The organism is Streptomyces noursei ATCC 11455 (genome assembly GCF_001704275.1).
GTDB classification, from domain to species: Bacteria; Actinomycetota; Actinomycetes; order Streptomycetales; family Streptomycetaceae; genus Streptomyces; species Streptomyces noursei.
The window spans coordinates 1,469,700-1,484,603 of record NZ_CP011533.1 but is presented as its reverse complement, the minus strand read 5'-3'; the positions used below and the strand labels follow the sequence as shown (position 1 = coordinate 1,484,603).

The 14,904-nt window shown below is 70.4% G+C and carries 13 protein-coding genes; 7 read left to right on the top strand and 6 right to left on the bottom strand.

Features of this window, described 5'->3' with window-relative positions; all coding sequences use genetic code 11:
- Positions 1 to 27 precede the first annotated feature (27 nt).
- Together SNOUR_RS06205 and SNOUR_RS06200 are read left to right on the top strand one after the other, a co-directional pair.
- On the top strand, positions 28 to 1,029 hold the full coding sequence (locus tag SNOUR_RS06205) for an Lrp/AsnC family transcriptional regulator (protein WP_067357767.1): 1,002 nt from the start codon (positions 28 to 30) through the stop codon (positions 1,027 to 1,029).
- 688 nt (positions 1,030 to 1,717) lie between these two features.
- Positions 1,718 to 1,873 carry a hypothetical protein gene (locus SNOUR_RS06200; protein WP_159425805.1) on the top strand — a complete coding sequence of 52 codons (156 nt, stop codon included), beginning with the start codon at positions 1,718 to 1,720 and terminating at the stop codon, positions 1,871 to 1,873.
- A 283-nt stretch (positions 1,874 to 2,156) separates the two neighbouring features.
- Here the strand turns inward: SNOUR_RS06200 and SNOUR_RS06195 are convergent, their stop codons facing one another.
- Positions 2,157 to 2,675 (bottom strand): MarR family winged helix-turn-helix transcriptional regulator, encoded by a 519-nt coding sequence (locus SNOUR_RS06195; protein ID WP_079142255.1) that lies wholly within the window; start codon positions 2,673 to 2,675, stop codon positions 2,157 to 2,159.
- Positions 2,676 to 2,710: 35 nt separating this feature from the next.
- Here SNOUR_RS06195 and SNOUR_RS06190 point away from each other — a divergent pair, with 35 nt between their 5' ends.
- The 3 genes from SNOUR_RS06190 (at position 2,711) to SNOUR_RS06180 (ending at position 6,227) form a co-directional block, all read left to right on the top strand.
- On the top strand, positions 2,711 to 4,180 hold the full coding sequence (locus SNOUR_RS06190; protein ID WP_067344524.1) for a UbiD family decarboxylase: 1,470 nt from the start codon (positions 2,711 to 2,713) through the stop codon (positions 4,178 to 4,180).
- A 208-nt stretch (positions 4,181 to 4,388) separates the two neighbouring features.
- Positions 4,389 to 5,006, top strand: a complete 618-nt coding sequence (locus SNOUR_RS06185) for a non-oxidative hydroxyarylic acid decarboxylases subunit B (RefSeq protein ID WP_067344523.1) — start codon at positions 4,389 to 4,391, stop codon at positions 5,004 to 5,006.
- 519 nt (positions 5,007 to 5,525) lie between these two features.
- The gene (locus SNOUR_RS06180) at positions 5,526 to 6,227 is read left to right on the top strand and encodes a site-specific integrase (protein ID WP_067344521.1); all 702 of its coding nucleotides are present in this window, start codon (positions 5,526 to 5,528) and stop codon (positions 6,225 to 6,227) included.
- Between the two features lie 162 nt (positions 6,228 to 6,389).
- Here SNOUR_RS06180 and exaC read toward each other — a convergent pair whose 3' ends face one another.
- From exaC to SNOUR_RS06160, 4 genes are all read right to left on the bottom strand, one after another.
- Complete coding sequence (gene exaC, locus SNOUR_RS06175; RefSeq protein ID WP_067357762.1) at positions 6,390 to 7,913, bottom strand: acetaldehyde dehydrogenase ExaC; 1,524 nt, start codon at positions 7,911 to 7,913, stop codon at positions 6,390 to 6,392.
- 142 nt (positions 7,914 to 8,055) lie between these two features.
- Positions 8,056 to 9,363: a helix-turn-helix domain-containing protein gene (locus SNOUR_RS06170; protein WP_067344519.1), complete on the bottom strand. Its 1,308-nt coding sequence runs from the start codon at positions 9,361 to 9,363 to the stop codon at positions 8,056 to 8,058.
- 87 nt (positions 9,364 to 9,450) lie between these two features.
- Complete coding sequence (locus tag SNOUR_RS06165; protein ID WP_174717847.1) at positions 9,451 to 10,473, bottom strand: DUF6114 domain-containing protein; 1,023 nt, start codon at positions 10,471 to 10,473, stop codon at positions 9,451 to 9,453.
- Entirely contained in the window at positions 10,464 to 11,078 is a 615-nt protein-coding gene (locus tag SNOUR_RS06160; RefSeq protein ID WP_067344518.1) for a DUF6230 family protein, read from the bottom strand. Before SNOUR_RS06160 ends, SNOUR_RS06165 begins: the two co-directional genes overlap by 10 nt.
- Before the next feature lie 144 nt (positions 11,079 to 11,222).
- On the opposite strand from SNOUR_RS06160, the gene SNOUR_RS06155 reads away from it, so the two are divergent.
- Positions 11,223 to 11,879: a TetR/AcrR family transcriptional regulator gene (locus tag SNOUR_RS06155; RefSeq protein ID WP_067344516.1), complete on the top strand. Its 657-nt coding sequence runs from the start codon at positions 11,223 to 11,225 to the stop codon at positions 11,877 to 11,879.
- A 135-nt stretch (positions 11,880 to 12,014) separates the two neighbouring features.
- On the opposite strand, the gene SNOUR_RS06150 is transcribed toward SNOUR_RS06155, so the two are convergent.
- Positions 12,015 to 13,334, bottom strand: a complete 1,320-nt coding sequence (locus tag SNOUR_RS06150) for a glycoside hydrolase family 18 protein (protein ID WP_067344515.1) — start codon at positions 13,332 to 13,334, stop codon at positions 12,015 to 12,017.
- Between the two features lie 360 nt (positions 13,335 to 13,694).
- On the opposite strand from SNOUR_RS06150, the gene SNOUR_RS06145 reads away from it, so the two are divergent.
- Positions 13,695 to 14,867: an acyl-CoA dehydrogenase family protein gene (locus SNOUR_RS06145; RefSeq protein WP_067344513.1), complete on the top strand. Its 1,173-nt coding sequence runs from the start codon at positions 13,695 to 13,697 to the stop codon at positions 14,865 to 14,867.
- Positions 14,868 to 14,904 lie beyond the last annotated feature (37 nt).

The following is a 14,904-nucleotide window of genomic DNA, read 5'->3' as shown; positions in this document are numbered from 1 at the left end:
CCACATCCACGGCCTAGAATGCAGATCATGCGCCAGACGCTCGACGAGACGGACCGCCGGATCGCCGCCGCCCTGCTCGCCGCGCCGCGCGCCTCCTGGCGCGCACTGGCCCGCTGCCTGGGGCTGTCCGAGCGCACCGTGGTACGCCGCGTCACACCGCTGTACGCCGACGGCACCCTGCGCGCGACGGTCGTCCGCAACCCGGCACGCTTCCCGCACCTGATCCCCCTCGCCCTGCGCGTCCGCTGCCGCCCCCACAAGATCCGTCACGTCGCCCACGCACTGGCCCGCCGCACCGACACCGTCTGGGTCGACATCCTCGGCGGCGGCGACGAGATCTCCACGATCTTCTTCCTCGACGGCCCCGACGCCCGCAATACCCTGCTGCTGCGCGACCTGCCCGCCACCGACGCCGTCGACTCCTGGACCTCCCACACCCTGCTGCGGGTCTTCCCCACCGCGTTCCGCTGGACCGCCGGCCTCCTCGCACCGGAGGAACAGGCCCGGCTCACCCCCGAACCACCGCCCCCGACGGCGCCTCCCGCGCCCCTCGACCTCGACACCGCGCTGATCGCGGCGCTCACCGAGGACGGCCGGGCCACCTACACCGAACTCGCCCGCCGCGCCGGCACCACCGCGCTCACCGCCCGCCGACGCCTCGACGCCCTCGTCCGCGGCCAGGTCGTGCGCCCGGCCACCGAGATCGACCTCGCCCTGCTCGGCGCGCACGCCGAAGCCCTGCTGTGGATCGCCGTACGGCCCGGCGCACTTCAGGAGACCGCACGGATCCTCGCCGTCCATCCGCAGGTGCGGTTCTGCGCCGCCACCACCGGCCCCGCCAACCTCGTCGTCGCCCTCGCTGCGGCCGACCTCGACGCCCTCTACACCTTCCTCACCGACGCCGTCGGCCCCCTGTCCGGCGTCACCGCCCTCGACACCACCCCGCTCCTGGCGACCGTCAAACGCACCGGCCTGATCCGCCACCCCTCCCGAACTCCCGGCCCCAGCGCCCAGAAAGAAGGCGCCTGACGGGAAATTCCCCGGTCAGACGCCCTTTCTCGCGGGCCTACGGGGCTACGGGGCTACGGGTCTAGAAGAACCCGAGCCTCTTCGGCGAGTACGAGACCAGGAGGTTCTTCGTCTGCTGGTGGTACAGCGCTCATAGTGGTGCTGACCTGCTGCAATGGTGGCTGTGAGTGCTGTAGGGAGAGCATTGGTCCGTGTATGGTCCGGATCTTGGCCTCAAGCACCGAAAGCTGGGGAAGGGCTGTCGGTACCGTTCGGGAGGGCGACCGTGGCCAGGCTCCGGACGACGTGGCCGTCGACGACGGAACCACATGGCACAGGTTGTCAGAAGCGTCCAGTGCCGTCCACGTGGTCTAGGCCGGGGCCGTTTGTGCAGGTGGGGGCCTTGTGGTCCAGCGGCATCGACGGCGTTGGTGAGACGCGTGTGATAGCAAGTGCTAGGTGAGGAACCCCCGTCGGCTGGCCTCCGGCGGGGGTTTCCGCGTTCGGGGGTGGGCCTGGTGCGTGGTGTTCGACGCGGTCTTGCTGTGCTCCGGATGCACCGAACCGCTGGGCCGCAAGGCACCTCGTAGTTGAAGGTTCCCATACCCCGGCTGCGGTCTCCGCTGCGTTCGACGACCCGAACCTGATCGCGCAGACCGGGCTGGTCCCGGTGACGCGGTTGGCCGAGCGGTGCGGTCTCTCACGGCTGGTGGCCAAGAAGGTGAAGCTGACGGGCGCGGCAAATGGTGCGGGTGCGGCGGCGGACGCCAAGGTCACCAGCATCGTGGTCGGCATGGCCGCAGGCGCGGACGGTATCGACGACCTGGACATCCTGCGCCACGGTGCGATGCCGGCGGTCCAGTGATGCCGTGCCTCCCAGTCGGGCGGTGACCTGCTCGCTCTTCTTCCGGCGGCTTCTTAGGGAACGGTGAAGAGCAGAACAGCGTTCTGGCCGCCGAACCCGCAAGACGAGGCGACCGCTGACGTCATCTGGGTAGGCCGAGGTACTCCGGCAACGATATCCAGTTCGTATCCGCTGTCTTGACGGCTGAAGTTGGCGGTCGGCGGGATTGTCTGGTGATGCCCTGATCACCCTCTCCGCGACGAAGCGCCCTCAAGGCCCCGACTTCGACTCGTACGTTGACTCGTCAAGACTCGATGCCGGCCAGGTCGCGGAGCAGGGGGAGTAGCGCGGGAGCCCTCTCCTCGTCGATTTGATCGACGGTCCACTGGTTCACACGCGTGACCGCGGGCTCCAGGTCATGCAGGAGTGCACGGCCCTCCTGGGTGATACGGACGATATGGCGCCGTCGGTTGGCCGGGTCGATTTCGCGGACCAGCCAGCCGCGCGAGGAGAGCCGGTCCAGCAGGGCGGTCATGGTGGAGCGGTCAATGGCCGTTGCCTGACAGAGCGCGGACTGGTCGATCCCGGGACGCTCCGCGAGCACGCTGAGTGTCGCGTACTGCGGGGCGGTGAGCTCGGGCACCTCCGCCTGCCACGCCGCGGTGGCCCTCTGCAGCGCACGGCGCAGCAGGTGCATGGGGATGTCGTCGAGCGGCTGGACGCGCATGGCGTAGGGACTCCGTTCCAGGGGCGAGATGAAGATCCTGACACACGGCATCGGGTTGCCCAAGGCAACCATCCGGCGTAGGCTGATATTCAGCACACCAACAGTCCGTACACTGACATTTAGGATTCCCTATGCAGCACCCTTCGGATCTGCGCGAACACATTGCGGCACTGGAGGCCCTTGGCGACCTCGACCGAGTCGATACGGAGGTCGACTGGAACCTGGAAGCCGCCGCGCACACGCGCTACAGCGTTGAGCGCCGTCTTCCCGCACCGCTGTTTGAGAAGGTCAGCGGTGTGGAGGAAGGCTTTCGCCTGATCGGCTCGCCGGCCGCGCTGAGCTCCGCCCCGGACAAGCCGTTCGCCCGCGTCGCGCTGAGCATCGGCCTTCCGCCGGAGGCCACCGGCCGCGATGTGGTGGAGCGCCTGGTCGACACCTGGAGCCGCCCCGGCATCCCCCCGAAGTCAGTCAGCCGTGAAGAGGCCGAAGTCAAGCAGAACGTGCTGCTCGGCGACGACGCGGACCTGACCCGTTTCCCGGTGCCGTTCGTGCACCACGGCGACGGCAACCGCTACGCCAACACCTACGGCGTGATCATCGCCCAGACCCCGGACGGTTCGTGGACCAACTGGTCCATCGCCCGGATCATGATGGTCGACGGCAAGCACATGACCGGCCTGGTCATGCACCCCCAGCACATCGCCCAGGTCTGGCAGCAGTGGGTCGACCTCGGCAAGCCCATGCCGTACGCCCTGGTGCAGGGCGGCGACCCGGCCATTCCGTTCATCGGCGGTGTCCCGCTGCCCGACAACGTCAACGAGGCCGACTACATCGGCGCACTGATCGATGAACCGCTCAAGGTGGTCAAGGCCGAACTTTCGGATCTGCTGGTCCCCGCCAGTGCCGAGATCGTCATCGAGGGGCACCTCTCCATCGAACGCTCCGGCGTGGAGGGGCCGTTCGGCGAGTACGCAGGCTACATTCCGACCGAAACGAGCCTCCAGCCGGTCTACAGCGTGGAGGCGATCACCTACCGCGACGACCCGATCTGGCCCATCGTCGCGGAAGGCACCCCCGTCGACGAGTGCCACACCTCGCAGACCATCGGCATGGCCGTCGGCTCGGTGGCCGCGCTGCGCGCAGCGGGCCTTCCGGTCACCACCGTCTGGGGCTCGATGTACAGCGCCGGCCACTGGTATGCGGTGACCGTGCCCTCCGACTGGCGCGACCGACTGCCCGGCACCACGCCGGAGGAGTTCGCCCGCCAGGTCGGCGAGACCCTCTACTCGACCAAGTTCGGTCACTGCCTGCCGCAGGTGTTCCTTCTCGACGACGACATCGACCCCGCCGACGAGCATGTCCTGCTGTGGGCACTCGCCACCCGGGTCCACCCCGTGGACCGCAAGGTCTACTTCGAAGGCGGCCCCATCCTGCCGCTGCTCGCCTGCTACACCGAGGAAGAGCGGCACGCCGCGCATGCCACCAAGGTGGTACACGAGGCACTGCTCCCCGCACCCGGAGAGCGCCAGGTGACCTCCAATTTCGAGCACGCCTACCCCGCCGAGGTGCGGTCCAAGGTACTGGCCCGGCACCAGCGTTGACTCCGATGGGACGCAGGGCGGCCGCGCCCAGCCCAGGCTGCGCCACGGCCGCCCTGCGTCCCACGCCACGGCGTCCGGCAACGCCCCCGCCGGAAAGCCGCATGCGCTGGGTCGCCGCGGCGGAGGAATGAGCACGCCGGGGGCAATGCGTCTCTTCGAATCGGCGCGATACGGGGCATTCAGGCAAGTTCAAGTGAGAGGTGATGACATGCGGTTGGTCGTAGGGATGACGGGCGCCACGGGGGCGATTCTGGGCATCCGATTGCTGGAGGAGCTGCGCCGGCAGCCGGACGTGGAGACACACCTGGTCATGAGTCGCTGGGCACGGGCGACCATTGAGTTGGAGACCTCGTGGACGGCGCGGGAGGTCGCGAAACTGGCAGATGCGGTCCACGGCGCCGAGGACCAAGCGGCCGCCATCTCCAGCGGCTCGTTCCGCACCGACGGCATGGTGATTCTGCCGTGCAGCGCCAAGACGCTCGCTGCGATCCGGGCCGGTTACGGAAGTGACCTCGTGTCACGGGCGGCAGATGTCGTTCTCAAGGAACGGCGTCCCCTGGTGCTCGGCGTGCGGGAAACCCCACTGTCGGCCATTCACCTGGAAAACATGTTGGCCCTCTCCCGGATGGGAGTGACGATCCTGCCGCCCATGCCGGCCTTCTACAACAAGCCCGAATCGATAGACGACATCGTGAACCACCTAGTTGCCCGTGTCATGGACCAGTTCGGCCTCGACAGTCAACGCGCGGTGCGCTGGGAGGGACCTTCCACTGCGCGTGGCGATAAACGTCCCACCCTGCACAGCCAGGACGCAGCCGTTGCCTGAACCGCGGCCGTGATGCCGTAGCCCCCGACAGTCAGTCGTGTATTCCACTCTCGGCACGCCAAAGCCGCCGTCTCCTCACCGCATCCCGGTGAAATGCTATACGGCTAGCTTTCTTTATAGCTTTCTATTAGCGCAGGCTGGGGTGGGGCCCCAGAAGATACGCGAAATTATCGTGCCCGCGTCGATGGGATCTAGACGAAGGGGCACGGTATGGCGATCAGGACGACACCCTGCGCCCACGCATCATCCTGATCTGGGTGACGGACTCCTGCCGCTGCCAGGGCGTGGGCGCCACGTTCGTGCGGGCACTCGCCGACGACTTTGGGTGCCAGGTCCCTGATGTGTCCTGGTCGAGCCCGGTCAGTGACGCGGGCCCATGCCTCGCACGCTGGGTCTCACCTGAGGGGATCTGGGTCGGCTGACCTGCCGGCAGGCTGCGCCCGTCGTTGAACGGAGGGGTACTTTGCGGAGAACCCTCTCAACGGACTCAGGTGGAACGCTCCGGCCGTCAACGAGGAGGTGGACCCGGCAGCCGTTCCCAACCCGGCCCAAGTTGCCCGCCTGCTCGCGGCGGTCGCCCCGCTGCCCGGGCGCGGTCCTCACCTTGAGGCGTTCTTCGGCTGTATGTACTACGCGGCAATGCGGCCGGCGGAGGTCATCCACCTCCGGTTCGAGCAGTGCCACCTGCCTGAGACAGGTTGGGGAATGCTCAACCTGTCAGGGGGCGTCGTCACCGCAGGAAAGGAGTGGACGGACGACGGCGGGGTCTACGAGGTTCACTCGCTCAAGCGCCGCGCCGAGACCGCTACCCGGCCTGTTCCCATCCCACCCCATTTCGTACGCATGCTCCGTGCGCGCATCGAACGATTCGGTGTGGCGCCAGACGGACGGCTGTTCCGCAACCAGGCGGGCAATTATGTGGACTTCGCGGCGTACGGCATAACGTGGAAGCGGGCGAGGGAGTTTGTCCTGACCCGCACGGAGCGCGCCTCCGGCCTCGCCAAGAGGCCCTACGACCTCCTGCACGCAGGGATCTCCCTCTGGCTGTACTCCGGCGTGGACCCGGCCGAATGCGCTCGCCGCGCGGGCCAGAGCATCGAGGTCCTCTTCCGGCACTACGCCAAGTTCCTGGACGGCGTGCGGGAGCAGGCCAACCGCCTCATCGAGCAGTCCATGCAGGAGTGGGACCGCATCAGCCGGAGTGCGGCGCCTGAGGGCTGATCCGGGGTTTTGGTCCGTGACTGGTCCGGAAGCGCTGGTCAGGAGCGGGATAGCGGTGGGAGGAACTGGGAGTTAACGCGTGAACCGGGCCCGACTATTAGCGGACCTAGGGAGAGGCGCCTGACGGGCAAAAGCCCAGGTCAGGCGCCTTTTCTTGTGCGCTTAGAAGAAGCCGAGCCTCTTCGGCGAGTACGACACCAGGAGGTTCTTCGTCTGCTGGTAGTGGTCCAGCATCATCTTGTGGGTTTCGCGGCCGATGCCGGACTGCTTGTAGCCGCCGAAGGCGGCGTGGGCGGGGTAGGCGTGGTAGCAGTTGGTCCATACCCGGCCGGCCTGGATGGCGCGGCCGGCGCGGTAGGCCGTGGAGCCGTCGCGGGTCCAGACGCCGGCGCCGAGGCCGTAGAGGGTGTCGTTGGCGATCGTGATCGCCTCGTCGAAGTCGGCGAACGGGGCCACCGCCACGACCGGGCCGAAGATCTCCTCCTGGAAGATCCGCATGTCGTTGTTGCCCTCGAAGATGGTCGGGCGGACGTAGTAGCCGCCCTCCAGCTCGCCGCCCAGCTCGGCCCGGGTGCCGCCGGTGAGGACCTTGGCGCCTTCCTTCTGGCCGATGTCGAAGTAGGAGAGGATCTTCTCCAGTTGGTCGTTGGACGCCTGCGCGCCGATCATGGTTTCGGTGTCGAGGGGGTGGCCCTGGACGATCTTCTCCGTGCGGGAGACGCCGGCCGCCAGGAAGTCGGCGTAGTGCCCGCGCTGGATCAGCGCCCGGGACGGGCAGGTGCACACCTCGCCCTGGTTGAGGGCGAACATGGTGAAGCCTTCGAGGGCCTTGTCCTGGAAGTCGTCGGCGGCCCGGGAGACGTCGTCGAAGAAGATGTTGGGGCTCTTGCCGCCCAACTCCAGGGTCACCGGCCGCAGGTGCTCGGAGGCGTACTGCATGATCAGTCGGCCGGTGGTGGTCTCGCCGGTGAAGGCGATCTTGGCCACCCGGGGGCTGGACGCCAGCGGCTTGCCCGCCTCGACGCCGAAGCCGTTGACGATGTTGACGACGCCCGGCGGCAGCAGGTCGGCGATCAGGCTCATCAGGAAGTGCACCGAGGCCGGGGTCTGTTCGGCGGGCTTGAGGACCACCGTGTTCCCGGCGGCCAGCGCCGGGGCCAGCTTCCATGTCGCCATCAGGATCGGGAAGTTCCAGGGGATGATCTGGCCGACCACGCCCAGCGGCTCGTGGAAGTGGTACGCGACGGTGTCCTCGTCGATCTCCGAGAGGGTGCCCTCCTGGGCCCGGACCGCGCCCGCGAAGTAGCGGAAGTGGTCGATGGCGAGCGGGATGTCCGCGGCCAGCGCCTCGCGTACGGGCTTGCCGTTCTCCCAGCTCTCGGCGACCGCCAGCGCCTCCAGGTGCTGCTCCATCCGGTCGGCGATCTTGTTGAGCACGCCGGCGCGTTCCGCCGCGGGGGTGCGGGCCCAGCCGGGGGCGGCGGCGTGGGCCGCGTCCAGGGCGCGCTCGACGTCCTCGGCCGTGCCGCGGGCGACCTCGGTGAACGGCTGGCCGTTGACCGGCGTCGGGTTCTCGAAGTACCGGCCCTGGGCGGGCGCCACGAACTCACCGCCGATCCAGTGGTCGTAGCGGGACTGATAGCTCATCACGGCATCGGTGGACCCGGGGTGCGCATAACGTGCCACGGACGGCCTCCCCATCACTTGCGCGGCGTGCCCCGCCGCTCCTGTGCGGCGGGTGGTGGTGGGGAGGGTAGGGCGGCGAACGTTGCACGAACGTTGCGCGGGGCGGGGGCGGGGGCGGGGGAGCGGGGCCGGGGGTGCTCCGTCACGGGGCGGCGGCTCCGGTGCGGTCGGCGGGCTCGGTGCGCGAGCCGGTGCGGCCGGCGGTCAGGCCGTACTCGGTGCGCAGCCGACCGGCCGCGGCGGCGGACGCGGCGCGCGCCGGGGAGCGCTCCGGCAGGGCGTCCACCAGGGCCTCCCGGATCTCCAGGTCGTGTTCGCCCCAGGGCGTGTGCGCCCACCCGCGGAGCTGGTCCGGGTCGCCGGCGGCGAGCAGCGCCCGGCGCATCCGGTCCTCCAGCGCGGTGCGCAGCCGGCGGATGCCGGGCGCCTCGGACGACGGCAGCAGCGGGCCGCGGTAGGTGTCGAGCGCCGAGGTGAGGTGATGGGACAGCACCTCCCGTTCCACGGCGCACAGATCGGTCTCCACCGGAGCGCCCAGACGGTACGGGCGGGAGCACAGCAGCGGGCCGACGAGCTGCCGCAGCCGGGCCAGCTCGGCCCGTAAGGTCACCGGCCGCACCTCCCGCTCGCCGTAGAGCAGCACCGCGAGCTGATCACCCGTCAGGCCGGCCGGGTGGTGGGCCAGCAGCACCATGATCTCGCTGTGCCGGCGGCCCAGCCGCAGGCGCTCGCCGTCGCGCACCAACAGCGCCTCGTCGCGCCCGAGCGCCGTCAGATGGGTGCCCGAATCCCTTGCCCTGACGGCGAGATGGGCCTCCGCGGCGCGGGCGGTGGCCTGGACCAGGGCGAGGCTGTGCGGGCTGGCCAGGTGGTCGCCGCCGGTGATGTCCACGGCGCCCAGCAGCCGCCCGGTCCGCGGGTCGTGCAGTGGTGCGGCGGCGCACGTCCAGGGCTGCGCTCGCCGGTTGTAGTGCTCGGTGGCGAAGATCTGGACGGCGTGGTCGGCGGCGAGCGCGGTGCCCGGCGCGTTGGTGCCGGCGTGCCGTTCGTCCCAGCGGGCGCCGACCACGAAGTTCATCCGTGCGGCACGGCGCAGCACCCCCGGGTGCCCCTCCACCCACAGCAGCCGCCCCTGCGGATCGCAGACCGCCAGCAGATGCACGCCGTCCTGGGCGATGGTGCCCAGCAGTTCCCGGAAGACCGGCATCGCGCGGGCCAGCGGGTGCGCCTCGCGGTAGCCGTGCAGCGCGGCCTCGTCGAGTTCGACGGGGGCCACGCCGTCCGGGGCCGCGCACGCCCGGGCCGAGCGGCGCCAGGAGTCGGCGACCACCTGCCGGACCGGCGGCGCCACCGTCCCGTCGCTCAGGAACGCCGCGTGCGCCCGGCGCACCGTCCGGATGCGTTCGGCCGGATCGGCGCCCGCCTCGATCGCCAGCCAAGGATTGCCCACGCGTCACCTCTCCGTTGCGGCTCCTGCCCGTACGCCGATGGTGCTCGTAGCGGGCGGGGCCGTAAACCCCGCGCCGGGCGCGTCGGCTCAGCCGCCGGCCGGGTCGCCCGCCTGGAGCCGCAGGCCGTTCGCGACGATCAGGTCCGAGGTCACCAGGGCCTGCTCGGCGGTCACCCGCGTCATGTAGACGAACGGCGGGACGATCGGGGGAACGGGCAGGGTGTCGGGGGTGAAGGTGAGACAGAGCACCCCCTCGATGCAGCCGCTGAACTTGGTGAGGTAGAGGGTCACCTCGCCCTTGAGGTCCAACGCGTCGGAGGACAGTCGGAGTTGCGGGCCCTGTGCGTCATGGGTGAGGAGGCGGTAGTCGGTCAGGGAGGCCGCTTTCATGTGCAGGACCATCACCTTCTTCGGCCCGTCGGCCGTCGGGACGGTGGTCACGCCGGCCAGGGTGAAGCCCTGCGGGGCGAACTTCGTGGTGGTCACGGTCGGCGGGACCGGCGGCGCCGGCGGGCCGGTCGCCACGGCCCGCTGCGCCGGTCCGCCGAGGGCGGTGAGCAGCGCGAGCGGCAGCCCGACGGCGAGGGCCTTGCTGCCGGTGCCGCGGCGGGCGGGCGCAGGGTCCGGCGTGCCCTTCGCCTCGTCTCCGTCCGCCGCTCCCTCCGCATCGTCCGCCCCCGCCCGGCCGTCGTCCGCCGTGGCGTCCCGGACCGGCGTCCAGCCGAATCCCATCGCGCTGCCGGCGATCCCCAGGCCCATCCCGACCAGGAACCCGCCGAGGTTGGTCGCGGCGAACGAGAGCACCGACAGGATCAGCGCATTGATGCTCACGTAGTGGTGCGCCGCCGGCGTGCACCACAGGAACACCCCGGCCGCCATCAGCGCCAGCCCGATGCCCAGCGCGGCCAGTCCGCCCAGCCCCAGGCTGATCAGCACGGGCAGCGGGGAGAGCGGCACCAGCAGCAGTTCGACGCCGCCCAGCAGGAGCAGCAGCCCGCCCCAGAACGGCCGGGTCCGGCGCCACCGGCGCAGCGCGGCCCGCCGCCGCGGCCAGGGCAGGGCCAGGTCCAGGCGGGCGCCCCACCGGGTGCGGCGCGCGCTCAGAAACACGTCCGGCCGTCCAGGCTGACGCTCACCCGCAGTCCCTTGAGGCGGAAGTTGCCGCCGGTGGCGGACCAGGCGTGCGACTTGACGCCGGCCACCTCGATGTTGCCGGCCTGGAGTCCGAACTTCCCGCGCGGGCCCTTGACCCCCGGCACCGCGTCGAGGGTGCCGGCGTCCCGGCCGATCTGGGCGGTGCCGAACCGGGCGTCGCCGACCAGGTCCTCGCCGTCGATGACGAGGTTGTCGGCGCGCACCGGACCGGCGTCGCCGCCCGCGGTCAGCTTGAACACCACGGTCCCCACCGGGGTCTCGACCCGCGCGGCCTGGCAGATGTCGGTCAGGTCGGCCTTGCCGATGCCCAGCAGGGCGACCGGGTGGCCGCGGTCGTCGGCGTCGCGGTCGGTGTGCACGTACGAGGCGAGGCCGGTGCTGGTCAGCTTGCCCGACGCGACCTGGAAGTTGCTGCCGGACACCGCGAAGGAGGCGGCCAACGCGCCCTGGGCCATCGCGGCGGCCAACGCGCCCACGGCGAGGACGGCGGGCACCGCCACCGCCGCGGTCTTCTTCCAGGCGGTCCGTCCTTCGGGCGCCGTACCGTTCGGTGTGCTCACTGCGTCCTCCCCGGGGCAGCGGTCGAATGCGCGAGGGAAGTGCTTCATGGAGCTGTCTGCGGGGGTCCACCGCAGAGCGGAAGGCGCAGATGACGTTCTGTCATACTGCGCAAAAATCCTGGCAGTTGGAGACTAGGGCGGATTTTGAATAAGAGTCAACAGCGCGGACGGGCGGCCTCGCGCGGCGCCCACGGAACCGACCGCTACCAGGCACGTCGGGCCGAACTGATAGCCACCGGAAAGAAGTTGTTCGCCGACACCTCCTACGACGCGCTGTCCATGGACGACATCGCGCGCCAGGCAGGGGTCGCCAAGGGCCTGATCTACTACTACTTCACCAACAAACGCGGCTACTACCTCGCGATCATCGAGGACGCGGTGGCCGAACTCGTCGAGCGGGCCGGCAGCACCCACGACCTGCCACCGGTCGAGCGCGTCCGGCGCACCGTCGACGGCTATCTGCGCTACGCCCAGCACCACCAGGCCGCCTACCGCACGATCGTCACCGGCGGGGTCGGCTTCGACGCCGAGGTGTTGGCGATCCGTGCCCGGGTCCGCGCCCGGCTGCTCGGCACCATCGCGCGCGGCGCCTGGGGACGGGAGGAGATCCCGGCGCTCGCCCGCACGGCGTTGACCGGCTGGCTCTCCAGCGTCGAGGGCGTCACCCTCGACTGGATCGAGGAGCAGGAGCTGCCGCGCGAGACCGTCGCGTCGCTGCTGGTCCGCGGGCTGGGCGACACCCTCCGCCTGATAGAGGAGTTCGAGCCGGGCTGTCCGGCGCCGCCCCGGCCGTCGGTCTGACGGGACGCCGCCCCGGTCGCCGTCGGGCCGGGCGCGACGGAGCGGGCGGAAGGCCGTCGCCTCCCGCCCGCTCGCGTCCCCCGTTCCTCGGGGCGGTTCGTCGGTGCGGTCGCCCCCGTGGCCGGTGCTCCGGGGCTACTTGATGGAGTTGATCAGCTCACCGTCGGGGGTGTCGCCGCTCAGCTCCCAGAAGAACGTCCCGCCCAGACCCTGGGCGTCCTTGTAGGCCATCTTGTTCCCGATGGTCTGCGGGGTGTCGTAACTCCACCACTGGTCACCGCACTTGGCGTAGGCGGTGCCGCCCACCGTGCCGGTGGCCGGGCAGCGGCCCTTGAGCACCTTGTAGTCGTCGATGCCCGCCTCGTAGGTGCCCGGTGCCGCGCCGGTCGCGGTGCCGCCCGGTGCGTCCTGGGTGACGCCCGACCAGCCGCGGCCGTAGAAGCCGATGCCCAGCAGCAGCTTGTCCGACGGGACGCCCAGCTTCTTGAGCTTGGCGATGGTGTCGGTGCTGTTGAACCCGGCCTTCGGTATGCCGTCGTACGACGTCAGCGGGGAGTGCGGGGCGGTCGGTCCCTTGGCGTCCCACGCGCCGAAGTAGTCGTAGGTCATCGGGTCGTACCAGTCGACGTACTGGGCCGCGCCCGCGTAGTCGGTGGCGTCCATCTTGCCGCCGTCCGAGGCGTCCGCGGTGATCGCCGCGGTCACCAGGCTGCTCTGGCCGAACTTCTCCCGGAGCGCCTTCAGGACGCCGGTGAAGGCGTCCTTGCCGCTGGTGTCGCAGGTCAGACCGCAGGCGTTGGGGTACTCCCAGTCGACGTCGATGCCGTCGAAGACGTCCGCCCAGCGCTTGTCCTTGACCAGGTCGTAGCAGGACTGGGCGAACGCCGCCGGGTTCTTGGCGGCCTCGCCGAACCCGCCCGACCAGGTCCAACCACCGAACGACCACAGCACCTTGAGGTCGGGGTGCAGCTTCTTGAGCTTGCGCAGCTGGTTGAAGTTGCCGCGCAGACCGTTCGGGTCGTCCCAGGTGTCGGCCTTGCCGTCGACGCTCTGGTCGGCGGTGAACGCCTTGTCGTAGTCGGCGTAGGAGTCGCCGATGGCGCACTTGCCGCCCTGGACGTTGCCGAACGCGTAGTTGATGTGCGTCAGCTTGGCCGCGGAGCCGGAGGTCTCGATGTTCTTGACCTGGTAATTGCGGCCGTAGATGCCCCAGTTGGTGAAGTACCCGACGACCTTGTTGCCGGCCGCGGTGGTCCGGGCCGTGGTGGCAAGGTGGGGGGCGGGTGACGGGGAAGAGGAGGGGTACCGCGCAGCGGTTCCTGCCGGGGTGGGGGCGGGCGACGGGCGGGCGGAGGCGGAACCGGCGAACAGCGTGCCGGCCAGGGCCGCGGTACACAGGGCGGTCGCGGCGGCGATCAGCTTCCGCGGCGCTCGCTTCCGGTGCGGTCTGAGCATGTCGTCTCCTCGGAGGGGGGCGAGGGTGGAGCATGGCGGCGTTCCGGGGCGCATGCCTGCCGAATTGGCATGAACGCGCGGAACGTTGTGGAGAAGGTAGAAGGACTAGACCACTGAGTCAATGGTTCGGACCAATATGCCGCCGGCACCGCCCGATGCGCGAAGCGGTCCGGATCTGCCCGGCGATCGATGATCAACCCGTGACGCCGGGCCGCCGATCGGGCATACTCCTAGCGCCACAGCCGCAGGTCATCGCCTTCCGCGACCCGGAAAGCGATCATCGGCCAGGCACGACGGAAACCGGCGCCGCCGCCACCCTTGCGCGTCGCCGTAGCGCCCGAAAGGGAGGAGAGCGCCGCCATGACCGAGTATGTCCCGCCGCCGGTGGACCGCAGGCTGCCCACCGAGGAGGCCCGCGACCTGATGGCCCTGGTCCGTGAGCTTGCCGAGCGAGAGGTCCGGCCAACGGCCGCCGAGGAGGAGGAAGCCGGCCGCTTCCCGCGGGCCCTGTTCACCCTGCTCTCCGAATCCGGCCTGCTCTCGCTCCCGTACGCCGACGAATTCGGCGGCGGCGGCCAGCCCTACGAGGTCTACCTCCAGGTCCTGGAGGAGCTCGCGGCCGCCCGGCTCACCGTCGGCCTCGGCGTCAGCGTCCACACCCTGGCCTGTCACGCGCTCGCCGGATACGGCACCAAGGAGCAGCGCGCCGAGCACCTCCCGGCCATGCTCGGCGGCGGCCTGCTCGGCGCCTACTGCCTCTCCGAGCCCGCCGCCGGCTCCGACGCCGCCTCCCTGACCACCCGGGCCACCCGCAGCGGCGACACCTGGACCCTGGAAGGGACCAAGGCGTGGATCACCCACGGCGGGGTGGCCGACTTCTACACCGTGCTGGCCCGCACTGGCGGCAACGGCGCCCACGGCATCACCGCCTTCCTGGTGCCCGGCGACGCCGAGGGGCTCCGGCCCGCCAAGCCCGAACGCAAGATGGGCATGAAGGGCTCGCCGACCGCACAGCTGCACTTCGACGGGGTCCGGGTGCCCGACTCCCGCCGGATCGGTGACGAGGGCCAGGGCTTCTCCATCGCGCTGTCGGCCCTGGACTCCGGTCGCCTCGGCATCGCCGCCTGCGCCATCGGCGTCGCCCAGGCGGCACTGGACGAGGCCCTCGCCTACACCGCCGGGCGCCGCCAATTCGGCCGCCCGATCGTCGACTTCCAGGGGCTGCGGTTCATGCTCGCGGACATGGCGACGCAGGTGGAGGCGGGTCGGTCGCTGTACCTCGCCGCCGCCCGGCTGCGCGACGCCGGCGCGCCGTTCTCCAAGGAGGCGGCGATGGCCAAGCTGTTCTGCACGGACGCCGCGATGCGGGTGACCACCGACGCCGTCCAACTCCTCGGCGGCTACGGCTACACCGTCGACTTCCCGGTCGAGCGCTTCATGCGGGAGGCCAAGGTCCTCCAGATCGTCGAGGGCACCAACCAGATCCAGCGGATGGTGATCGCCCGGCACCTGGCGGGGCCGGAGTCGCACTGAGTCACCGGGGCGGGGTCGGTCGGACGCCCCGCCCCGC

Bases quoted from the DNA above. Each gene is read 5' to 3' on its own strand.
- SNOUR_RS06205 (WP_067357767.1), top strand. From the start codon at position 28: ATGCGCCAGACGCTCGACGAGACGGACCGCCGGATCGCCGCCGCCCTG.
- SNOUR_RS06190 (WP_067344524.1), top strand. From the start codon at position 2,711: ATGCAGCACCCTTCGGATCTGCGCGAACACATTGCGGCACTGGAGGCC.
- SNOUR_RS06185 (WP_067344523.1), top strand. From the start codon at position 4,389: ATGCGGTTGGTCGTAGGGATGACGGGCGCCACGGGGGCGATTCTGGGC.
- SNOUR_RS06150 (WP_067344515.1), bottom strand. From the start codon at position 13,334: ATGCTCAGACCGCACCGGAAGCGAGCGCCGCGGAAGCTGATCGCCGCC.
- SNOUR_RS06145 (WP_067344513.1), top strand. From the start codon at position 13,695: ATGACCGAGTATGTCCCGCCGCCGGTGGACCGCAGGCTGCCCACCGAG.